The 24,494-nt window shown below is 68.1% G+C and carries 9 protein-coding genes and 2 pseudogenes; 1 reads left to right on the plus strand and 10 read right to left on the minus strand.

Annotated features, from left to right (window positions below; genetic code table 11):
- The 8 genes and pseudogenes from argH to Prubr_RS30975 form a co-directional block, all read right to left on the minus strand.
- Complete coding sequence (gene argH / locus Prubr_RS30945; RefSeq protein ID WP_212818491.1) at positions 1-1,518, minus strand: argininosuccinate lyase; 1,518 nt, start codon at positions 1,516-1,518, stop codon at positions 1-3.
- On the minus strand, positions 1,515-1,928 hold the full coding sequence (locus Prubr_RS30950; RefSeq protein WP_246567887.1) for a hypothetical protein: 414 nt from the start codon (positions 1,926-1,928) through the stop codon (positions 1,515-1,517). Before Prubr_RS30950 ends, argH begins: the two co-directional genes overlap by 4 nt.
- Positions 1,929-1,949: 21 nt before the next feature.
- A pseudogene (locus tag Prubr_RS38400) lies at positions 1,950-2,111 on the minus strand (hypothetical protein); the annotation flags it as partial.
- 29 nt (positions 2,112-2,140) lie between these two features.
- Positions 2,141-2,749 (minus strand): annotated as a pseudogene (locus Prubr_RS30955) (ATP-grasp domain-containing protein); the annotation flags it as partial.
- 13 nt (positions 2,750-2,762) lie between these two features.
- Entirely contained in the window at positions 2,763-3,797 is a 1,035-nt protein-coding gene (locus Prubr_RS30960) for a PLP-dependent cysteine synthase family protein (RefSeq protein WP_212818495.1), read from the minus strand.
- A complete protein-coding gene (locus Prubr_RS30965; RefSeq protein ID WP_212818496.1) occupies positions 3,790-4,665 on the minus strand; it encodes a GHMP family kinase ATP-binding protein in 876 nt (291 codons plus the stop codon). Before Prubr_RS30965 ends, Prubr_RS30960 begins: the two co-directional genes overlap by 8 nt.
- Before the next feature lie 65 nt (positions 4,666-4,730).
- Positions 4,731-11,819 carry a non-ribosomal peptide synthetase gene (locus Prubr_RS30970; protein WP_212818498.1) on the minus strand — a complete coding sequence of 2,363 codons (7,089 nt, stop codon included), beginning with the start codon at positions 11,817-11,819 and terminating at the stop codon, positions 4,731-4,733.
- Positions 11,816-21,148, minus strand: a complete 9,333-nt coding sequence (locus Prubr_RS30975) for a non-ribosomal peptide synthetase (protein ID WP_212818500.1) — start codon at positions 21,146-21,148, stop codon at positions 11,816-11,818. The genes Prubr_RS30970 and Prubr_RS30975 overlap by 4 nt, the downstream gene beginning before the upstream one ends.
- 262 nt (positions 21,149-21,410) lie before the next feature.
- On the opposite strand from Prubr_RS30975, the gene Prubr_RS30980 reads away from it, so the two are divergent.
- Positions 21,411-21,623, plus strand: coding sequence for an MbtH family protein (locus Prubr_RS30980; RefSeq protein ID WP_212818502.1), 213 nt, complete (start codon positions 21,411-21,413; stop codon positions 21,621-21,623).
- 67 nt (positions 21,624-21,690) lie between these two features.
- Here Prubr_RS30980 and Prubr_RS30985 read toward each other — a convergent pair whose 3' ends face one another.
- Both Prubr_RS30985 and Prubr_RS30990 read right to left on the minus strand, forming a co-directional pair.
- Positions 21,691-22,611, minus strand: a complete 921-nt coding sequence (locus Prubr_RS30985) for an ornithine carbamoyltransferase (RefSeq protein WP_212818504.1) — start codon at positions 22,609-22,611, stop codon at positions 21,691-21,693.
- Complete coding sequence (locus Prubr_RS30990) at positions 22,604-23,989, minus strand: helix-turn-helix domain-containing protein (protein ID WP_212818506.1); 1,386 nt, start codon at positions 23,987-23,989, stop codon at positions 22,604-22,606. Before Prubr_RS30990 ends, Prubr_RS30985 begins: the two co-directional genes overlap by 8 nt.
- Positions 23,990-24,494 lie beyond the last annotated feature (505 nt).

Raw genomic sequence — 24,494 nt, forward strand, 5'->3', positions numbered from 1 at the left:
CTAAGGCGCGGCGGCTGTCGCTCCGCCGGTGGCGACGTCGAGCAGGGCGGTGCCCCCCGCCCACCGCCGAGCGCGGCCGGCCAGCTCCGCCGCCACGGCATCGAACTCCTCGCGCATCTCGCCGAGTGCCCGCTCGGTGGAACTGCCGCCGGGTCCCGCACCGTACGCGCACGCCTCGGCGACCGCGGTGGGGTTCAGCCAGTCGCCGTCCGCGTCGCCGGGGGCGACCGCGGCGATCTCGGGCGCCTTGGCGGCCTCGGTCAACGGCACGCCGGCGCGGTGCGCCTCTGTGACGGCATGTCCGACGAGATGGTGTGCGGTGCGGAAGGGAACGCCCGCGACGACCAGCCGCTCGGCGAGGTAGGTGGCCGAGGTGTAGCCCTCCACGGCCCGACGCAGCATCCGCTCGGCGTCCGGCTCGGCACCGGCGACGACCAGCCGCAGCAGGACGACAACGTCGGTGGTGGCGCGCAGCCCGGGCCACAGGTGGCGCAGCGCGTCCCCGGAGACGGCGATGGCGTTGGTGTACGACGCCGTGGCCATAGCGGAGGCAGCGGCGGTGAATCCGCCCAGGCTCGCGGCTGCCCGGCCCTGGATGTGCTCGAGCAGGAAGGGATTACGTTTCTGGGGCATCATCGAGCTTGATCCGACCAGGTCGTCGGCGAGCCGCAGCAGCGGATTCTCCTCGGCGGTCCAGAATGTGAGATCGCGGGCCACGCGGGAGGCCGCAACACCGACCACGGCGGCGGCCGACAGCAGCCGCAACCCGAAGTCACGGGAGGCGACGGCGTCCACCGAATTACGGGCGACCGTGGCGAAGCCAAGCAGCTCGCCGGTGCGGGCCGGGTCGATGGGCACGGAGGTGCCACCCACGGCACCGGCGCCGAGCGGGTTCACGTCGAGTTCCCTGGCGGCATCGAGCAGGTCGCGCAGGCCTCGCAGGACGGCGGACGCCACCCCCGTGAGGTAGTGACCGTAGGTGATGGGTACAGCGGGCTGCCCATGGGTGTAGGCGGGCATCGTCACCATCCGGTACGCCGCGGCGCGGTCCAGCAGGACCTCGGCGAGTTCCCGCACGGCTTCCATGAGCGGCCCGGCGTAGCGGCGGGCGCGTAGCCGTGCCGTGGTGGCGTTCAGGTCGTTGCGGGAGCGGCCGGTGTGGAGCACGCCGCCCACCTCCTCCCCGAGCTCTGCCACCAGATGTGACTCGTACGCCAGATAGACGCCCCGCGGCATGGGCCGGGCCCTTACGGGGGCGAAACCCTCGGCGCGCAGGCCGTCGATCTCCTTGAGCAGCACGGCCGCCTGGGCGGCGCCGACGATGCCGCGCTCGGCAAGCATCACCAGGTGGGCCCGGTCGACCTCACTGATCAGCTCCAGTTCCTCACCGAGACTGTCGGCGACCGGCCGGTACTGGTCGTAGACGATGCGGTGAGCCTCGGCATTCAGGGCGGTACGCAGCCGACCGGTGTCGACGCCATCCGTAACGGGGGCGGTCTCCGCGATCCGACGATTCATACGGGCACCGCCTGAAGGGAGCGGCTCAGCAGGTCGCATCCACGCTCGGCGATGTGCACGGCCTCCGGAACGGAGGCGGCCTCGGCGATGACATGCCCGAGGCGGCCCCGGAAGTCGACGGCTCGGGTGACCTGGCTGCCCGCCGCCGCGTACAGGACGGCGTCGACGACTCCGGGTATCTCGCGGACGGCACCGAGCAGACCGTCGGTCAGCTCCGGGCCGGCGAGGACGGCGTCGTGGCCCGCCGTCAGGAAGCGGATGGCGGCGGCGCCGGCACGAGGGCCGTCCGCAGCAGCCGGCGCAAGCCCGGCAGCGGCCCGAACCTGGTCGGCGACGAGGTCGATGCCGCAGGCCCGCCGCACCAGGTCCGGAATCATGCCGCCGGCCAGGCGCGGGTTGACCTCGACCACGGCCGGACGATCGGCGTCCAGGCGCAGCTCGACGTGTGCGGCGCCCCAGTCGAGCCCGAGGGCGGCGACCGCGTGTTCGGCACATTCGCGCAGCAGCCCCGCACGCGCGGACGGCACGGCGGCCGGGACGTCGTGGCCGGTCTCCACGAAGGTGGGCGGTTCGCCGAGGTGCTTGGTGACCACGACGAGCGCGGCCCCCCGAAGACCTCCACGGAGAACTCGGCGCCGGGCAGCATCTCCTCGACCAGGAAGTCGGGTGGCACGGCCACGCCGCGCTCGTTGACCCTGGTCGCAGCCAACGCGGCGGCGTGCCGCGTGGTTTCCTCCTCGTTGGCACAGGCGCGTACGCCCAGGCTGCCGGATCCCTGAAGGGGCTTGAGGACGACGGGAAAACCGATGCGGCCGGCCGCCGCGAGCGCGCCGGGAACGTCGCGCACGACCTCGTACCGGGGCTGCGGGACGCCTGCCTCACCCAACCGGCGGCGCTGCGCCGCCTTGTCCCGGCAGGTGCGAATGGCCTCCTCGCGGGGACCGGGCAACCCGAGCGCCCGGGAGGTGGCTGCGGCGACGGCGATGTAGTACTCGGAACTGGACGTCACGCCGAGCACCGGGTCGACAGCGGCGATCCGGCGGGCTGCGGCGAGAACGGCATCCCGGTCAGCGGTGTCGGCGAGTTCGGTGCGCAGCCCGTCGAGCGCCACGTACGGATAGCGGCCGGGGTCCGCGGTGACAAGGACCGGTTCGATGCCGAGGTCGCGGGCGCTGCGGGCGAACAGCCGCCCGCTGCCGGTGGTGTTGGACTCGACAAGAAGAAGCGTCACCGGGCGGGTCCCGTCACGGCTTCGAAGCTACGCCGTGCCCACGGCAGGCGGGTCCAGCGGTCGGTGACGTCGCTGGGATGTTCGACCAGCCGGGGCCGTCCGGGTTGGGCGTGGGCACGGCGTCGTGGGCACGCAGCCAGGCGTCGTTGTAGACGGTGGACTGGTAGCGGTACCCCTCGTCCGGCAGCACCATCAGCACGGTGTCCCCCGGGTTCCGGTCCGCCCACCAGGCCGCGACCTGGAAGGAGGCGCCGCTGGTGGGTCCCATGAAGAGCCCATGGCTGCGGTACAGGTCGTGGGTGGCGTGGAACGCCTCCCGAGGCGTGACCCAGTGGACCTCGTCGTACGCGGTGTAGTCGACGTTGCCGGGATGGATGCTGCTGCCCAGGCCACGCAGCAGCCGGGCGCCCTCGGCCGCGCCGAAGATGATCGAGCCGGGGGTGTCGACCCCGACCAGGCGAAGGTCGGCGTTGGACGCGCGCAGGGCGGCGGCGAGCCCACCCGTGGAGCCGCCCGACCCCACCGTGCCGACCAGACAGTCCACGGCCCCGAGGGTGGCGCCGACCAGGTCCGCGACGGCGGCGTAGGCGGCCGGGTTGTCAGGGTTGTCGTATTGTCCCGGCACAAAGCTGCCGGGGTGCTCGCGGCGCAGCTCCTCGACGCGAGCGAGTCGGGCGGCCTGGATGCCCCCGGGTCTGCCGTCATCCTCCACGATCTCGACACGGGCGCCGAGCATCTCCAGGCGGCGGCGCAGATCGGCATCGATGACCGGGTCACCGACGACGGTCAGCGGGTGACCGCGATGCCGGCAGACCATGGCCAGGCCGAGACCGAAGGTGCCGGATGAGGTCTCGATGACAGGAGTGCCGGGGGTCAGCGTGCCGGCTGCCTCGGCCCGGTCCACGATGTAGCGGGCGGGCAGCAGCTTCATCAAGCTGAACGTGGCCGCGTAAAGGTTCGCGGTGATGCGGATGATCCGAGGAAGCTCGGTGGCCTCCAGGACGGAGGAGTAGATCTTGCGGCCCGGTGCCGTCACTGTCTCAGTCATCGGTGGTGAACTCCCATTGCTCGACGAACCCGAGGTCACGTAGTAGGTGTCTGGCCCGTTCCAGGCGGGCGTCGACGTCCGGGTGGTCACGGTCGAGCAGGATCCCCGAGATGTCGCCGCTGTGTGCCGTCTGCAGCCCGACGGCGCCGACCTCCGCGACAATCCCGAGAATCCGCTCAAGCGCCGGGATGGGCAGATGGCGCTGGTTGATCTGGGTGCTGACGGTGGCAACCCGACCGAGCAGGGCGACGTCCTTGGTGGCGACCGCCTCACGCAGCATGACCCTCAGCTCAGCGAAGATCGCGGTCTCGCGCCGGTCGTAGAGGGCCGGCGGCAGCGCCAGGGTGTCCACGCCGGTCCCGTCCGTCACGGTGCGGTTGCCGAATCCGAGGACGTGCATGGGCGGCAACGGATTGCCGAAATCCTCCAGTACCTCACCGGCGCGCTGCGCGAACAGCACCACCCGGTCGCCGAACATCAGCGAGTCCGAGGCGGTCTCCGCCCGAACCGCGACCCTCGCTGCGGTGTGCGGCGGCACCGGAACCTCGTACGCATCGCCGACCGCGTTGATCGCGGCCAGCACGTCGCTCGTCGAGGAGCCGAACCCACGGCCCAGCGGCACGTCGCCGGAGAGTTCCAGCCGCCCACCGCAGGGCAGATCCAGCGTCGCGAGGGTCAACTCTGCGGCCCTACGCGCCTTGCTCTTCCACTGCGGCACCACCTCCACCCGATCCATGCCGCCGGGGACGAAGGTGGCCCGCACGTAGTACATCGGACACGGCAGGGTGACGAGCCCCGGCACCATGCCGGGCTCGCGCGCGAACACACCTTGCAGGATCTCGCCGTGATGCACAGGTGCGGACGCCACGCCCGCCCTCTCCCTGCTTCGTCCCACCTTGTCCCCCGGCCTTCTCTCGAGGAATCCGGCTGCGTTCAACCCCGCAACCGCCCGGCGATGACCCGCCCCACCACGGCAAGCGGGTCGGTACGGATCATGTCGTCGTGCTCACAGTCGATACCGTGCACCTCCACCGGTCTCGAGGCGTACGGCCGCCAGGCCTGCGCGGGCGTCAACGGCCAAGGCGTACGCAGCGCGTCGAAGAACACGATCGGACCGCGCAGCACCCGCGCCGGCGTGTATTTCATCCGCAACTCCAGGTTGGTGCGGGTGGTCTCGACCACCGTCACGGCCTGCTCGTGCTTGAGCAGCCCGAGTACCGGTTCCTCGGCACGTAGCGGCCCCACCAGCGCGGCTACGTCCACCGGTCGGTCGGCGCCCGGAACGGGTAGGTCCCGGCCGCGGCCGCCGAGCAACGCCACCAGCACGTCGCGGGCGGTGACAGGGCGCGACACGAAATCGTCGGGCAGCGGATACGCGTCGAGCAGGCCGAGCAGTGCGACCTCGGCGCCGTCCGCCTCCAACAGGGTGGCCACGGCATGCGCCACCATCCCACCGAACGACCAGCCAAGCAGGTGGTACGGGCCGTGCGGCTGGATGGTGCGGATCTGGGCGGCATAGTCGGCGGCCATGTCCTCGACGTGGCCGGGTCGGAAACCGTCGCGCGACATCTGCCGAGCCTGCAGACCAATGACCGTCCGCTCCGCGCCGAGGTGCCGTAGCAACCCGGCGTAACACCAGCTCATCCCCGAAATCGGGTGCACGCAGAAGAGGGGCGGAGCGGCGCCGCCGGTGCGTAGGGGCAACACGGTGTCCAGCGGGCTGGCGCCGACGCCGGCGCCGGCTGCGATGCGGTCGGCCAGCTTGTGAACGACCGGGTGCTGGAACAGGTCCCGGATGGTCACCGCTACCCCCCACACGTCGCGGACCCGGCCCACGAGCCGAGTGGCAAGCAACGAGTGCCCGCCCAGGTGGAAGAAGTTGTCGTCGACACTCACCCGCGGCACGCCGAGAACCTCGGCGAAGAGCCCGCAGAGCAACTCCTCGGCCGGGGTGCGCGGGGCACGGCCGTCGGTGGAGGACTCCGGAACGGGCGCGGGCAGCGCACGGTGGTCCAGCTTGCCGTTCACGGTCAACGGCAGCGCATCGAGCGGCACGAACGCGGACGGCACGGCGTGGTCGGGAAGCCGCGCCGCCGCGGTCCTGCGGAGTCCGGCCACGTCGACGTCGGCGGGCACCACGTAGGCGACGAGGCGTTTGTCGCCGGGCCGGTCCTCGCGCAGGAGCACCTTCGCCTGGGTCACCTCGGGAAAGCCGAGCAGTTCCGTCTCCACCTCGCCGGGCTCGATGCGAAAGCCGCGCAACTTGATCTGGTGGTCCGTGCGGCCCAGGTACTCCAGGTCACCGCCGCGGTTCCAGCGCGCCATGTCGCCGGTGCGGTACATGCGGCTGCCGGGCGGCCCGTAGGGGTTGGCGACGAACCGCTCGACGGTCAGTCCCGGGCGGCGTAGGTAGCCGAGCGCGAGCCCGTCGCCGCTGAGGTACAGCTCACCGGGCACACCGATCGGCACCCGGCGCAGCCGCGCGTCCAACACGTACGCGTATTTTCCGGCGATCGGCCGGCCGATTGGCACGACGGCAGTGGCCGCGGCGCCCGGCCGGACGACGTGGGCGGTGCTGAATCCCATGCTCTCGGCGGGACCGTACCCGTTCACCAGATGGATGCCGGGATGGTCGGCGACGACGCGGGCGGTGTGCGTGGGTGAGGCGGCCTCGCCCGCCGTCATCGCCTCGGCCAGACCGTCGAAGGTCTGCGGATACTCGTCGAGCATGAAGTTGAACAAGGTCGCCGACATCTGCAGCGTGGTCGCCCCGTGCTGCTCCACCAGTTCGGCGATGAGCCGCGGATCGGTGATCTCACCGGGCTGCAGCACGCAGGTGCCGCCGTGCAGCAGCGCGCCGAACACCTCCAGCGCGAACGCGTCCCAGGAGATCGGCGAGCACTGCAGGTAGCTCTGCCGCGGGCCGAAGCGGAGGTAGTCCGGCCCGACATAGGTGCCGATCAGCGCCAACTGTGATGCCACGACCCCCTTGGGCTCACCGGTGGAGCCGGAGGTGAACATGACGCAGGCGTACGTGTCGAGCGGCACCCGTATCCCGGGCGCGGCGGCCGGCAGTCGGCTGATGGTGGGCGATTCGCGAGTCAGGTCGACCACCTCCGCGTCGGTGTCGACCGGGGTCATGTGGGTCTGGGTGATCAGCATGGTGGGCCGGGTCAGCGTCAGGTTGGACGCCAGCCGCTCGGGCGGGAACTTCGGGTCGAGCACCGTGTAGCCGACTCCGGCCTTGAGCACCGCGAGCAGCGCGGCGATCAGGTGCGGAGTACGTTCCAGATGGACGGCGACCAGCGCAGCACCGGTCGGGCGTAAGCCGCGATCGAGTAGATGCCGGGCAAGCCGGTTGGACCAGGAGTCGAGCTCCCGGTAGGTGACTCGACTGTCGTCATAGATCAGGGCGACCGCGTCGGGGGTTCGGGCGGCCTGGGCGGCGAAGAGCGTCGCGAGGTCACCGTCACCCGCGGCCTCGACGACGGGCCCGGTACGCGGGGCACCCGCCCAGGCGCCGAGCATCCGGTGCTCCGCCGGGTCGAGCAGGTCGAGGTCGTCCAGCGGCGCGTCCGGCCGCTCGGCAACCAGGTACAGCAGGCGCCGCAGACGCTCACCGAACGCCCGGACCGTCTCGGGCTCGTACAACTCGAGGGCATATTCCAGGTCGATGTCGAGACCGCCCGGCTCCCGCCCACCGGCACGGTGCTCGGTGAAGGCGACCGTGAGGTCGAACTTGGCGATCTGCAGCTCCTCGTAGGCCAGCTCGGCGCTGGTCCCGGCGAGCTGGGACGCCTGCCGCTCGCCGTCGGCGAGGGTGAGCATGACCTGGAACAGCGGATGCCGCGCCGCCGACCGTTCCGGATTCAGTTCCTCGACCAACCGCTCGAACGGCAGATCCTGATGCGCCCACGCCGCCAGATCCCGCTCCCGCACCCGATCCAACAACTCCCGAAAACTGGGATCACCACCAACATCGGTACGCAACACCAACGTGTTGACGAAGAACCCCACCAGATCCTCCAGCGCCGGATCCGTACGCCCCGCCACCGGCGAACCGAGCGGCACGTCCTCTCCCGCACCACTGCGCGCCAACACGGCCGCCGTCGCGGCCTGCACCACCATGAAGAGCGTGGCCGCCGACCCGGCCGCGAGCTTCACCAACTTCGCGTGCAGCTCGGCGTCGACACGCAGCCCGACCCGGCCGCCCCGGTAGGACGCCACCGCCGGACGCGGCCGATCCGTCGGCAGCGTCACCTCCTCGGGCAACCCGTCCAACGTCTCCCGCCAGAACGCGACCTGCCGGGAGGCCAGGCTGTCCGGGTCGTCCTCGTCACCGAGCAGCTCCCGCTGCCAGAGGGTGTAGTCGGCGTACTGGACGGGCAACGGTTCCCATGCCGGCCCGACACCGGCGAGCCTGGCCTCATACGCCGTGGCGAGGTCCCGCATCAACGGCCCGTTGGACCAACCATCCGAAGCGATGTGATGCACCACCAGGACAAGGACCCGGTCGGCCGGGCCCGTCTCGACCAACGTCACCCGGATCGGCACCTCGACGGCAAGATCGAAAACGCACCCGGTGAGTTGGGGAAGGACCGCATCCAGGTCCTCCTTCCGTACGGCGAGCCGAGCCAGCCCCAGGCGCAGCTCGTCGGGCGGCAGCACCCGCTGGTACGGGCCGTGCTCGCCGACCGGGAACACGGTCCGCAGACTCTCGTGCCGCCCGACCACGTCCCCCAACGCCGCCTCCAGCGCCACCGGGTCCAGGTCACCGCGCAGCCGCAGCGCGAGCGGGATGTTGTAGGTCGCCGAACCGCCCTCCATCTGGGCCAGGAACCACAGCCGCTGCTGGGCGAACGACAGCGGCAACCGGTCCGGCCGCACCACCGGCACAAGCGGCCGATGCAGGACCCTACGACCCGCCGTCACACTCCCGGCAAGCCCCGCCACGGTCGGACAACGAAAGACGTCCCGCACGGACAGCTCCACACCGAACACCGTGCGGATGCGACCGACCAAACGCGTAGCCAGCAGGGAATGCCCGCCGAGGTGGAAGAAGTTGTCGTCGATGGTGACCGACGGCACCGCGAGCAACTCGGCGAAAAGCCCGCAGAGGATCTCCTCTGTGTGTGTCCGCGGGCTCCGGCCACCGTCCAGGACCTCTACCTCGGGAGCGGGCAGGGCCGCCCGGTCGAGCTTGCCGTTGACGGTCAGCGGCAGGGCGTCCAACACCACGAACCCGGACGGCACCATGAAATCCGGCAGGACCCTGGCGACCGCTTCTCGCAGGACCTCGGTGTCACACCCGGCACCCGGCACGGCAACCACATAGGCCACCAGACGCTTTTCCCCGGGCCGGTCCTCACGCAGAACCACGGCAGTACGCAGGACTTCAGGCCGGCGCAGCAACACGGCCTCGACCTCACCCGGCTCGATCCGGAAACCACGAATCTTCACCTGCTGATCAGCCCGACCAACAAACTCGACCAGACCATCAACACTCCACCGCCCCAGATCACCCGTGCGATACATCCGCGACCCCACCGGCCCAAACGGATTCGCCACAAACCGCTCCGACGTCAACCCCGGACAACCCACATACCCCCGCGCCAACGCCGGCCCAGCAATATAGATCTCACCAACCGCACCAGGCGGCAACAAACGCAGAACACCATCCAAAACATAAACACCCGTATTCTCCAACGGCGCCCCGATCGGCAACGAACCGACATGACCATCCCCATCACGCACACCATAGGCCGTCACATACACAGTGGTCTCCGTAGGCCCGTACCCGTTGAACACCGTCAACCCCGAACAAACCCCCGTCACCCGACGCACCGCCTCGGGCGAGACCACATCACCACCGGTCCACACCTCACGCACACCACGAAAAGCCGCCGGATTCTCCTCAGCCATCACATGAAACAACCCAGCAGCCAAACACACCGCAGGCGGCCTGGCCACCGAAAGAAACTCCCCCATCGCAAACGGACTCAAAACCCCCCGCGGCGCCACCACCACACACCCACCACGCAACAACGGACCCCAAATCTCCAACGTAGAAGCATCAAACGCAAGCGACGAATGCAACATCATCCCCTCACCCACACCACCAAAAGCCGCATCAGCCACCAACTCAGCCACATTCCGATGCGTATTCCCCGACCCCTTCGGCACCCCCGTCGACCCAGACGTGAAAATCACATACGCAAGCTGATCAGGATGCACCACCACACCATCCAACCCACCAACCACACCACCATCCACACCATCCTCAACCCGAACATCCAACACCGTCACACCAAGCCCACCAACCTCACGATCAGCCAACACCACACCCGCACCCGACCGACGCAACACCTCCCGCACCCGCTCAACCGGATACCGAACATCCACCGGCACATACGCACCACCAGCCTTCAACACCGCCAACATCGAAACAACAACACCAACACCCCGCTCCTGCAACAACAACACCCGATCCTCAACACCCACCCCAGCAGCCACCAAACGACCCGCCAACCGACCCGCCCGCAACTCCAACTCCCCATAAGTCAAAACACAATCACCATCCACCACCGCCACCGCACCAGGACACCCCACCGCAAAACCCCGAACAACCTCCGGCAACGAACACGCCGAACGCGGCAACAAATCACCACCACGCGCCCCCACCAACCACCCCCGCTCCCCCTCACCAAACACATCAACATCACCAACCCGCAACTCCGGCCGATCAGCAACCCCATCAAGAAAACGCACCAACCGACCAGCAAAAGCCCGCACCGTACGCTCGTCATAAACATCACGAGAAAAATCAACAGTGACACTCAACCCCGACAGATCCCGATGCTCCTGAAAACTGACAGTGAGATCAAACTTGGCAACATCGAGATCCTGGAAATCAAGCCGAGTCGCCAAGCCCGCGAACTGCGGAACCCCAACCTCCGCATCCGACAACGTCAACATCACCTGAAACAACGGATGCCGCGCCGCCGACCGTTCCGGATTCAGCTCCTCGACCAACCGCTCGAACGGCAGATCCTGATGCGCCCACGCCGCCAGATCCCGCTCCCGCACCCGATCCAGCAACTCCCGAAAACTGGGATCACCACCAACATCGGTACGCAGCACCAACGTGTTGACGAAAAAACCGACGAGGACCTCCAGGTCGGGTTCCTCGCGTCCGGTGACCGGGAACCCCATCGGCACGTCGGTGCCGGCGCCGCTTCGCGCCAGCACGGCCGCCGTGGCGGCCTGCACCACCATCAACAGCGACGCCCCGCACTCGGCGGCGAGCGCGGTCAGTTTGGCGTGTACGCCGTCGGCAGTGCCGGCCTCGACCCGGCCGCCCCGGTAGGACGCCACCGCCGGACGCGGCCGATCCGTCGGCAGCGTCACCTCCTCGGGCAACCCGTCCAACGTCTCCCGCCAGAACGCGACCTGCCGGGAGGCCAGGCTGTCCGGGTCGTCCTCGTCACCGAGCAGCTCCCGCTGCCAGAGGGTGTAGTCGGCGTACTGGACGGGCAGCGGCTCCCATGCCGGCCCGACACCGGCGAGCCTGGCCTCATACGCCATGGCGAGGTCCCGCATCAACGGCCCGTTGGACCAACCATCGGACGCGATGTGATGCACCACCAGCATCAGTACGTGGTCCGTGGCGTCGACCTCGACCAACGTCGCCCGAATCGGCACCTCCACCGCCAGGTCGAACACGTACCCGCCGACCTCACGAAGGACGTCCTCAAGGCCACGCCCCGCCATCGACACGAAGGCGAGCGTCACCGCCACCTCGTCGAGCGGCAGCACCCGCTGGTACGGGCCGTGCTCGCCGACCGGGAACACGGTCCGCAGACTCTCGTGCCGCCCGACCACATCCCGCAACGCCGCCTCCAGCGCCACCGGGTCCAGGTCACCGCGCAGCCGCAGCGCGAGCGGGGCGTTGTAGGTCGCCGAACCGCCCTCCATCTCGGCCAGGAACCACAGCCGCTGCTGGGCGAACGACAAGGGGATCACTGGTTCACTCCTGTCCGACGGTACGGCCGCAGCTTCGGGCGGGCTGCGATGTCCGAGGATCCGGCCCGGCCGATCCGGTCGGCCAGGCGCGCTACGACGGGATGCTCGAAGAGGTCACCGATGGACAGTTCGACGCCGCAGGCGTTCCTGATGCGGCTGATCAGGCGGGTGGCGAGCAGGGAATGCCCGCCGAGGTGGAAGAAGTTGTCGTCGATGGTGACCGACGGCACCGCGAGCAACTCGGCGAAAAGCCCGCAGAGGATCTCCTCTGTGTGTGTCCGCGGGCTCCGGCCACCGTCCAGGACCTCTACCTCGGGAGCGGGCAGGGCCGCCCGGTCGAGCTTGCCGTTGACGGTCAGCGGCAGGGCGTCCAACACCACGAACCCGGACGGCACCATGAAATCCGGCAGGACCCTGGCGACCGCTTCTCGCAGGACCTCGGTGTCACACCCGGCACCCGGCACGGCAACCACATAGGCCACCAGACGCTTTTCCCCGGGCCGGTCCTCACGCAGAACCACGGCAGTACGCAGGACTTCAGGCCGGCGCAGCAACACGGCCTCGACCTCACCCGGCTCGATCCGGAAACCACGAATCTTCACCTGCTGATCAGCCCGACCAACAAACTCGACCAGACCATCAACACTCCACCGCCCCAGATCACCCGTGCGATACATCCGCGACCCCACCGGCCCAAACGGATTCGCCACAAACCGCTCCGACGTCAACCCCGGACAACCCACATACCCCCGCGCCAACGCCGGCCCAGCAATATAGATCTCACCAACCGCACCAGGCGGCAACAAACGCAAAACACCATCCAAAACATAAACACCCGTATTCTCCAACGGCGTCCCGATCGGCAACGGACCGGGATAGTCGACGGCCCGACGTACCTGGTGGGCGATGGCGAAGACGGTGGTCTCGGTAGGCCCATACCCATTGAGGACGACGGCGTCTGGGGAGTGCTCCATCACTCGACGCACCGCCTCGGGCGAGACCACATCACCACCGGTCCACACCTCACGCACACCACGAAAAGCCGCCGGATTCTCCTCAGCCATCACATGAAACAACCCAGCAGCCAAACACACCGCAGGCGGCCTGGCCACCGAAAGAAACTCCCCCATCGCAAACGGACTCAAAACCCCCCGCGGCGCCACCACCACACACCCACCACGCAACAACGGACCCCAAATCTCCAACGTAGAAGCATCAAACGCAAGCGACGAATGCAACATCATCCCCTCACCCACACCACCAAAAGCCGCATCAGCCACCAACTCAGCCACATTCCGATGCGTATTCCCCGACCCCTTCGGCACCCCCGTCGACCCAGACGTGAAAATCACATACGCAAGCTGATCAGGATGCACCACCACACCATCCAACCCACCAACCACACCACCATCCACACCATCCTCAACCCGAACATCCAACACCGTCACACCAAGCCCACCAACCTCACGATCAGCCAACACCACACCCGCACCCGACCGACGCAACACCTCCCGCACCCGCTCAACCGGATACCGAACATCCACCGGCACATACGCACCACCAGCCTTCAACACCGCCAACATCGAAACAACAACACCAACACCCCGCTCCTGCAACAACAACACCCGATCCTCAACACCCACCCCAGCAGCCACCAAACGACCCGCCAACCGACCCGCCCGCAACTCCAACTCCCCATAAGTCAAAACACAATCACCATCCACCACCGCCACCGCACCAGGACACCCCACCGCAAAACCCCGAACAACCTCCGGCAACGAACACGCCGAACGCGGCAACAAATCACCACCACGCGCCCCCACCAACCACCCCCGCTCCCCCTCACCAAACACATCAACATCACCAACCCGCAACTCCGGCCGATCAGCAACCCCATCAAGAAAACGCACCAACCGACCAGCAAAAGCCCGCACCGTACGCTCGTCATAAACATCACGAGAAAAATCAACAGTGACACTCAACCCCGACAGATCCCGATGCTCCTGAAAACTGACAGTGAGATCAAACTTGGCAACATCGAGATCCTGGAAATCAAGCCGAGTCGCCAAGCCCGCGAACTGCGGAACCCCAACCTCCGCATCCGACAACGTCAACATCACCTGAAACAACGGATGCCGCGCCGCCGACCGTTCCGGATTCAGCTCCTCGACCAACCGCTCGAACGGCAGATCCTGATGCGCCCACGCCGCCAGATCCCGCTCCCGCACCCGATCCAACAACTCCCGAAAACTGGGATCACCACCAACATCGGTACGCAACACCAACGTGTTGACGAAGAACCCCACCAGATCCTCCAGCGCCGGATCCGTACGCCCGGCCACCGGCGAACCGAGCGGCACGTCCTCTCCCGCACCACTGCGCGCCAACACGGCCACCGTCGCGGCCTGCACCACCATGAAGAGCGTGGCGGCCGACCCGGCCGCCAGCCTCACCAACTTCGCGTGCAGCTCGGCGTCGACACGCAGCCCGACCCGGCCGCCCCGGTAGGACGCCACCGCCGGACGCGGCCGATCCGTCGGCAGCGTCACCTCCTCGGGCAACCCGTCCAACGTCTCCCGCCAGAACGCGAGCAAACCGCCCTCCACGCCGGACAGACCACGCTGCCACAACGCGTAATCGGCATACTGCACAGGCAACGGACGCCACCGAGGCGCCGCACCATCGACCAGCCTGGCCTCATACGCCATGGCGAGGTCCCGCATCAACGGCCCGTTGGACCAACCATCGGACGCGATGTGATGCACCACCAGCATCAGTACGTGGTCCGTGGCGTCGACCTCGACCAACGTCGCCCGAATCGGCACCTCCACCGCCAGGTCGAACACGTACCCGCCGACCTCACGAAGGACGTCCTCAAGGCCACGCCCCGCCATCGACACGAAGGCGAGCGTCACCGCCACCTCGTCGAGCGGCAGCACCCGCTGGTACGGGCCATGCTCGCCGACCGGGAACACGGTCCGCAGACTCTCGTGCCGCCCGACCACGTCCCCCAACGCCGCCTCCAGCGCCACCGGGTCCAGGTCACCGCGCAGCCGCAGCGCGAGCGGGATGTTGTAGGTCGCCGAACCGCCCTCCATCTGGGCCAGGAACCACAGCCGCTGCTGGGCGAACGACAGCGGCAACCGGTCCGGCCGCACCACCGGCACAAGCGGCCGATGCAGGACCCTACGACCCGCCGTCACACTCCCGGCAAGCCCCGCCACGGTCGGACAACGAAAGACGTCCCGCACGGACAGCTCCACACCGAACACCGTGCGGATGCGACCGACCAAACGCGTAGCCAGCAGGGAATGCCCGCCGAGGTGGAAGAAGTTGTCGTCGATGGTGACCGACGGCACCGCGAGCAACTCGGCGAAAAGCCCGCAGAGGATCTCCTCTGTGTGTGTCCGCGGGCTCCGGCCACCGTCCAGGACCTCTACCTCGGGAGCGGGCAGGGCCGCCCGGTCGAGCTTGCCGTTGACGGTCAGCGGCAGGGCGTCCAACACCACGAACCCGGACGGCACCATGAAATCCGGCAGCAGCTCCGACGCGGCGCGGCGCAGCCGGTCGACGTCGGCCGTGGTGTCGTCGTCCGCGACGACGTATGCCACGAGACGCTTGTCGCCGGGCCGGTCCTCACGCAGGACCACGGCGGCCTGCACGAGGTCCTCGTCGCGTAGCAGCACGGCCTCGACCTCACCCGGCTCGATCCGGAAACCACGAATCTTCACCTGCTGATCAGCCCGACCAACAAACTCGACCAGACCATCAACACTCCACCGCCCCAGATCACCCGTGCGATACATCCGCGACCCCACCGGCCCAAACGGATTCGCCACAAACCGCTCCGACGTCAACCCCGGACAACCCACATACCCCCGCGCCAACGCCGGCCCAGCAATATAGATCTCACCAACCGCACCAGGCGGCAACAAACGCAGAACACCATCCAAAACATAAACACCCGTATTCTCCAACGGCGCCCCGATCGGCAACGAACCGACATGACCATCCCCATCACGCACACCATAGGCCGTCACATACACAGTGGTCTCCGTAGGCCCGTACCCGTTGAACACCGTCAACCCCGAACAAACCCCCGTCACCCGACGCACCGCCTCGGGCGAGACCACATCACCACCGGTCCACACCTCACGCACACCACGAAAAGCCGCCGGATTCTCCTCAGCCATCACATGAAACAACCCAGCAGCCAAACACACCGCAGGCGGCCTGGCCACCGAAAGAAACTCCCCCATCGCAAACGGACTCAAAACCCCCCGCGGCGCCACCACCACACACCCACCACGCAACAACGGACCCCAAATCTCCAACGTAGAAGCATCAAACGCAAGCGACGAATGCAACATCATCCCCTCACCCACACCACCAAAAGCCGCATCAGCCACCAACTCAGCCACATTCCGATGCGTATTCCCCGACCCCTTCGGCACCCCCGTCGACCCAGACGTGAAAATCACATACGCAAGCTGATCAGGATGCACCACCACACCATCCAACCCACCAACCACACCACCATCCACACCATCCTCAACCCGAACATCCAACACCGTCACACCAAGCCCACCAACCTCACGATCAGCCAACACCACACCCGCACCCGACCGACGCAACACCTCCCGCACCCGCTCAACCGGATACCGAACATCCACCGGCACATACGCACCACCAGCCTTCAACACCGCCAACATCGAAACAACAACACCAACACCCCGCTCCTGCAACAACAACACCCGATCCTCAACACCCACCCCAGCAGCCACCAAACGACCCGCCAACCGACCCGCCCGCAACTCCAACTCCCCATAAGTCAAAACACAATCACCATCCACCACCGCCACCGCACCAGGACACCCCACCGCAAAACCCCGAACAACCTCCGGCAACGAACACGCCGAACGCGGCAACAAATCACCACCACGCGCCCCCACCAACCACCCCCGCTCCCCCTCACCAAACACATCAACATCACCAACCCGCAACTCCGGCCGATCAGCAACCCCATCAAGAAAACGCACCAACCGACCAGCAAAAGCCCGCACCGTACGCTCGTCATAAACATCACGAGAAAAGTCGATACCGACCCGCAGACCCGCCGGATCGCCGGCCTCGGTGTGCTGTTCCCGGAAGTTGACGGTCAGGTCGAACCGGGCCACACCGAGCGGGATCTCCTCCGCTCTGGCGGTCAGGCCGGGCAGTTCCGGCGCGGGGGTGACCGCGTCGGCGAGGGTGAGCATGACCTGGAACAGTGGATGCCGCGCCGCCGACCGTTCCGGATTCAGTTCCTCGACCAACCGCTCGAACGGCAGATCCTGATGCGCCCACGCCGCCAGATCCCGCTCCCGCACCCGATCCAACAACTCCCGAAAACTGGGATCACCACCAACATCGGTACGCAACACCAACGTGTTCACGAAGAACCCCACCAGATCCTCCAGCGCCGGATCCGTACGCCCCGCCACCGGCGAACCGAGCGGCACGTCCTCTCCCGCACCACTGCGCGCCAACACGGCCGCCGTCGCGGCCTGCACCACCATGAAGAGCGTGGCCGCCGACCCGGCCGCCAACTCCACCAACTTCGCGTGCACGCCGTCACCAGTACCGACCTCGACCCGGCCACCCCGGTAGGACGCCACAGCCGGACGCGGCCGATCCGTCGGCAGCGTCACCTCCTCGGGCAACCCGTCCAACGTCTCCCGCCAGAACGCGAGCAACCCGCCCTCCACGCCGGACAGACCACGCTGCCACAACGCGTAATCGGCATACTGCACAGGCAACGGACGCCACCGAGGCGCCGCACCATCGACCAGCCTGGCCTCATACGCCATGGCGAGGTCCCGCATCAACGGCCCGTTGGACCAACCATCGGACGCGATGTGATGCACCACCAGGACAAGGACCCGGTCGGCCGGGCCCGTCTCGACCAACGTCGCCCGAATCGGCACCTCCGTCGCCAGGTCAAACACGTGTCCGCCGAGTTCGGCGAGGGTGACGTCGAGGACGTTCTGCGCCACAGCGACTCGGGGCAGCTCGAACGGCACGTCGTCGATCGCCAGCACCCGCTGTGCCGGGCCGTGCTCGCCAGCCGGGAGAGGAAAGGTCGTGCGCAGAGACTCGTGGCGCTCCAGGACGTCCAAGAGCGCCGACTCGAGGGCGACCCGGTCGAGGTCTCCGCGGAGCCGGATGGCCAGCGGGATGTTGTAGGTCGCCGAACCGCCCTCCATCTGGGCCAGGAACCACAGCCGCTGCTGGGCGAACGACAACGGCAACCGGTCCGGCCGCACCACCGGCACAAGCGGCCGATGCAGGACCCTACGACCCGCCGTCACACTCCCGGCAAGCCCCGCCACGGTCGGACAACGAAAAACATCGCGCACAGATAGCTCCACACCGAACACGGCGCGGATGCGACCAACCAAACGCGTAGCCAGCAGGGAATGCCCGCCGAGGTGGAAGAAGTTGTCGTCGACCCCCACCCGGTGCACGCCGAGCACGTCTGCGAAGAGCCCGCAGAGCAGCTCCTCACCGGGCTCGCGGGCGGCCCGGGTGCCGACGCCGCCCGTGTTGTCAGGCGCCGGAAGCGCGGCGCGGTCGAGCTTGCCGTTGACGGTCAGCGGCAGGGCGTCCAACACCACGATCGCGGACGGCACCATGAACTCGGGCAGCGCGATGGCCACGGCTTCGCGGAGCCGGTCCTCCTCGGCTTGCCGGTCATCACCGCTCCATCCGTCGCTTCCGGGAACCACGTACGCCACGAGGCGCTTGTCACCAGGTCGGTCCTCGCGGACCAGGACGGCGGCCTGCCGAACTCCCGGGTCGGCGAGCAGCACGGTCTCCACCTCGGCCGGTTCGATCCGGAAGCCACGCAGCTTGACCTGCTGGTCGGCGCGGCCGACAAACTCGATCACCCCGTCGTGGGTCCAGCGTGCGACGTCACCGGTCCGATACAGGCGCGATCCGGGAAGACCGTACGGGTTGGCGATGAAACGCTCGGCGGTCAAGGCGGGGCGGCCGAGGTAACCGCGCGCCAGATGGCTGCCGGAGACGTAGAGCTCACCAGCCGTGCCGGGGGCAGCGGGGGTCAACGCGTCGTCGAGGACGTACATACCGGTGTTGGCCATGGGCCGACCGAGGTCGAGACTGTCGACGGTGCGGCGGTCGGGCCCGAAGGTCTGGTAACTGCAGAAGACCGTCGTCTCGGTCGGCCCGTACACGTGCACGACGGTGGTGTCCGGGCACTCCCGCAGCACTCGGCGCAGTGCCGCGACGGACAGAATGTCGCCACCGGTCCAGATCTCCCGCACACCGGCCAGAGCGGCCGCGGACTCCTGAGCGATGACGTCGAAGAGGGCCGTGGTCAGGTAGAGGGCGGTGATCTCTCGCTCCGCGAGGGTCGAGATCAGTTCGCCAAGGTCGAGTTGGTCACCGGTGAGCACGACCATCCGCCCGCCGTGCAACAGCGGCACCCACATCTCGTACGTAGAGGAGTCGAAGGTGGGCGGCGAGTAGGCCAGCACGCGCTGGTGCCGGCCGTTGTCCCAGCACGGGTCGAGGGCCAACTCGGCGACGTTGCGGTGGGTGTTGGCCACCCCCTTCGGTGTGCCGGTGGAGCCGGAGGTGTACATGACGTACGCGACTTGGTCCGGGTGTACAGCCACGTCCGGTGCCGCCGCTTCTTCCGGTTTCCCGGGCTCGCCAGGCTCCCAGGCCGACGGCACGCGAACCACCGGCACGCCGCAGTCGAAGGGCAGACCGCCGGGCTCGCGGTCGGTAAGCAGCAGCTCGGCCCCGGCGTCGGCGACCATCCAGGTCAGCCGCGCGGCAGGTTGCCGCGGATCGAGCGGAACGTAGGTGCCGCCCGCCTTCAGCACGGCGAGTTCGGCGACCACGAGCTCGGCGGAACGACTCTGGTAAAGCGCCACGCAGACGCCGGGCCGTACTCCGAGACCGGCCAGCCGGTTGGCGAACCGGTTGGCGGCGGCGTCAAGGGCGGCGTAGCTCAGCTCCCGCCCATCGCAGACCACGGCGACGGCGCCGGGCTCGCGGGCGGCACGCTCGCTGAAGAGCTGGTGCAGCGGCCGCACGGGCAGAGTGGCCGCGGTGTCGTTGTACGCGATGATCAGCTGCTCGCGTAGGGGCGCGCCGAGCCAGTCGATATCCCGGACCCGGACATCGGGGTTGGCGGCGACCGCGCGCATGGCCCGCTCGAACATGGCGGCGGCCGTGCGGGCGGTGTCATGGTCGACCCGGTCGCCACGGTAGGCCAGCTCTCCGTGCCCTGAGCCGCACACGATCACCGTCATGGCGTGGTGGGTGGCGTCGGCCAGTTCAACATCCTCGACCACGACGTTCGCGGGAGTGCCGAGCGCGTCCCAGCGGCGGGTGTCGGTGACGACCACGGTGTCGAACAGTGCCTCGCCGAATCCAGTCGCCTCGGCGATGATGTCCAGCGGGACGTCGCGGTGTGGGGCGACGAGCCCGTGCCGCTCGGCGGTGCGGTGGGCAACCGCGCGGAGAGTGTCCTCGGGCGCCACGTCGACCCGGACCGGCAGATCGTCGCCGTCGCCGACCAGGGCGGAGCGTCGATTCACCAGTTTGGTACAGACCAGACCCCAGATTGCCTGGTGGAGACACTTCGCCGGCCCGTCGAAGAGGGCCATGTCCGGAGGCAGGGACAGCGACAAACGGGCGGTGCCGCGAGGACCGACGCCGTCCCGTCCGATCAGGCAGGCCTCCCCCGGTTCGCCGAGGGCGGCCCGCCACGCGTCGCGCGCGGCGGGACCGGCGTCCTGCTCCGGTTCGAGCGGGCTCACCACCTCACCGCCGAGCAGCACCGTGACGGTGTCATACATGGCACGGGCGGTGAGGACGGCTCGATGGCCGGTGACGATGAGTCGGTGCCGGTGGGTCTGCGGGTCGGTCACCAGGGTGACGCGGACCAGGGGCTCGGTGCCCGTGAGGTCGAAGCCACGGCGACGCTCGACGTCCGCGGCCGACCGGGATTCCGCGTTCAGGTCATCGCCGCCTTCGACGAGGTGCTCCGTCCAGGGTGGCAGGGCCTGCGTACGGGTCACCCGCACAGGACGGCCGGCCTCGTCACGGCGGAAGCCCGAACCCAACTCCGGGAGGGCGTGTACGAGGCGGGCAGCGCGCTCACGCAGTGCGGCCACATCGAGCCGGCCGCCGAGCGCCACCGAGGCCTGCGTCGTGCCGAACTCGTGGGCGTCGCGCTCGTGTTCGGCGTGCAACAGCAGTCTTTCCTGGGCGGCGGTGATCGGCGGTACGCGTATGGGATGTTGCTGGGGCATCTCGGCACCTTCTCCGTAACGGACGAGGGTGGGGAGCCGGGCGCGGCGGGCCCGTCACGATGGCCATCGATGCCGGGTGCCCATCGTGCTCGTGGCGGGGCCTTGCCCGGCGTAGTTCGATCGTATGAGCGGGCACAGCCCCGTACCGGCGTCTGCGGCGGCAACTGAGGGGCAGTTGGGGAGGCTGTCTCGCATGCTGCCGGTCGTGTGTGCCGCGCGGGCCTAGGGTCAGGGGCAAAACAATCCGACGATCGAGGTGAGCATGGCTACCAATCCCTTTGAGGACCCTGACGGCACGTACGTTGTGCTCGTCAACGACGAGGGCCAGCACTCGCTCTGGCCGGACGGCCTGGCGGTACCGGCGGGCTGGTCGGTGACGCGGGCGGCGACCTCCCGCCAAGAGTGCCTGCAGTACGTCGAGGAGAACTGGACGGACATGCGGCCGGCGTCGCTGATCCGCGCGATGGGTGGCTGAGCATCCTCGCCGCCAATGCCACGGCGCCCGTCCCCGGCGGGAACGGGCGCCGTGGCATTCTGCCTAATTAGGGCATGGTGACACACCACTCGAGGACGGCCATGGCGGCCGTCATCTTGTGGTGGGCCTGCCGCCAGGCGCGGCTGCGAGCGCCGTCGAGCACCGTGTCGGTCACCTCCTGTCCGCGTACTGCGGGCAGATCGTGCAGGAACACGGTGTGCGGCGCGGCGACCTTGCCGAGAAAGTTGTCGTCGACTCGGAACGCCTCGAAGGCGGTGAGCCACTCAGGGTCCTCCTTGGGGACCCCCATGGTCTGCCACCGGCTGGTGTAGACGGCGTCGACCGGCCCCTGGACGAGGGAGGGGTTGGTGATCTGCTCGACCCGGGCACGGCCCTCGCCGAGCAGGTCGACGGCGCCGAGAATGTCCTTGGGCACTTCGTATCCAGCCGGGCAGAGCAACGTGACGCGCAGGCCGGGGGTAAGCGCGGCGGCGAGCGCGAGTGCGCAGCTGGAGCTGTTGCCCTCGCCCACGACGAGCAGGTGGCGGCGGTCGAGGCTGCCGAACTCCTCAGTGAGCGCGGCCAGGTCAGCGATCGCCTGGGTCGGGTGCTCGTCGGAGCTGAGCGCGTTCACCACGGCGAGCCGGCTGGCCGTACCGATCCGGCGCATCTCTTCGACGTCGCCATTGGTCCGGATGACCAGTGCGTCGAGGTATTCACCGAGCACCCGGCCAGTATCCTCAAGAGTCTCCCCGGTGGTCAGCTGCAGGTCGTCCGTGCCGTAGGTGATCACATGTGCGCCCAGGCGAGTCGCGGCGGCCCAGAAGGCGGTACGCGTACGGGTGGAGGACTTGCTGAAGTAGATGCCCACAGACCGGTCAGTGAGGGTCTTCTCGCGGACGCCCACGCGACCGAACCGCACGGCGCGGCTGACGAGGTCCGCGAGGTCGGTCGGGGTCAGGTCGGTCAGGGAGATCAGGTTAGACACGGGAAGGGACCACGCCTCTCTGCGAGTGCGGGAAGGTCGGTGCGGGGGTCGACGGGACGGCCAGGTGTCGGACGAGGTTCAGGACGTTGAAGCTGGACAGACCGGTGTGGCCTGCGCGCTCGTGGCGGACCGGCCGGATGAGGCCGCGTAGTAGCAGGGCGTGCAACCCACGTAGCACGTCAGCCGGCGTACAGCGGGCCTGGCGGGCGACCTCGGTGACGTTCCACGAGGCGCCTTCGGCGGCGAGCACCTGCAGTAGGGTGGTGTGCTGCTGCTGGAGCCGGGCGATCGATTGCTCCAGTGAACGTCGGAACGAGCCTGCGGTCTTCGAGTCGGGCGCCGACATGTGCTCGGTGAGGGACAGCGGATACGATTCGGCAGCTTCGAGGAGCTGGTGCGGCGAGTAGAGCGGCAGCCAGGAGGCGGCCGACTCGATCGCCTGGGGCAGGCCGTCCAGGGCGCAGCAGATGCGGGCCATCGTGGCCACGACGGACTCAGTGGGCAGGATGTCAGGCCGCAGGTGCCGCAAATAGGACATCATCAGCCCCAGGGCCGGCTCCTCGTCGCTTTCCACCGGCCCGTTGGGCGCCATGGGCTCGGGCAGGGTGAGCGGGGTCAGCGGCACGAGACGGTCACCAAGCACCGGGGTGGGCTCGCGCGTGGTGATCAGGACGCTGAGCCGGGGGCAGGAGTGCAGCAGCTGCAGCAGCGAGGCGTGCACGGCGGCCGGCGTGTCGACGCCATCCAGGACAAGTAGTGTGCGCTTGCCGCCGATGGCCTGGGCCAGCTCTTGCAGTGGTCGGCCGGCTGTGACGATCTCACCGATCCAGCTGGCGAACACGCGCTGCGGCAGCCCGGCCGCGGCGTCGGCACCGACGCCCATGTGCACCCAGAGGATGGGCATGCGGCTTCGGGCGTGCAGTGCCTGTGCGGCCTCCAGGGCAAGCCGGGTCTTACCGACACCGGTAATGCCGACCACCGTGACTAGCCGCTCGCGCTCGGTGCCGAGCAGTTCGGTGACGGCCTGCAGTTCCGACCGGTTGCCGACGAAGTGGCCGATGGGGGCCGGAGGCTGGGCCTGCTCGATTTCGTAAGCCTGCTCGAGGGCGCCTGTGGCAGACATGCCGCCCGCGGCCACCTCGAAGGCCGCGCGGCGCGAGCCCTTCAACCGTAGGGCCGAGACGAGCAGCCGCACCGTCTCTCGTCGGGGTTGCTGTACTTTACCGAGTTCCAGGTCCCGAATGGCGCGCACGCTGACCGCGGAAAGTCCGGCGAGCTGCACCTGGGTGAGCCCCGCCTGCCACCGCGAGACCTTTAGCATTTCCGCGAGCCCGTCGGCGTGCTGCCGAACTCCATTCTCGCGCATCTGGCTTCCCATGACTTGGCAGTACCCCCATAACATGCCGAAGTTTGTCGCCCCACGACCTTGGGCCGTCAGAAGAAACAGATCAACCGACTCTAACCATATCGATAACCATCGTTCAAGGGGGCGCGACGAACCGATCCGATGACCATGCAGCGCCGCAGGCCAGCCGGACGATCGAGTTCCACACTCCCCCCTTGCCAGCCCCCACAGGGGCCGCCATAACCTCACGCCATTTCTCACTGGCCAAGAAATCGCCGATTCAGAGATCAAGTTCTTAGATCCAGTACGCGACCTGCTGCCGCGTGCGAGGCTAAGCGAATTAAGGGACTTAAAGCACATTCTCCACCATAACGGCGATATACCCCAAAATGGGTTTACGCTGGAAGGTTCCCACGCCCGATCCATTCGGTGAATCTCGAGATTCCGTGGCGGGCGAACACGGCCCGGTCAGCGGTTCCGCGACCATTCCGGTCGCAGTTGATTGCCGCCCATCCGAGATTAGGATTCAAATAGTCCG

Source organism: Polymorphospora rubra (assembly GCF_018324255.1).
Taxonomy (GTDB): Bacteria; Actinomycetota; Actinomycetes; order Mycobacteriales; family Micromonosporaceae; genus Polymorphospora; species Polymorphospora rubra.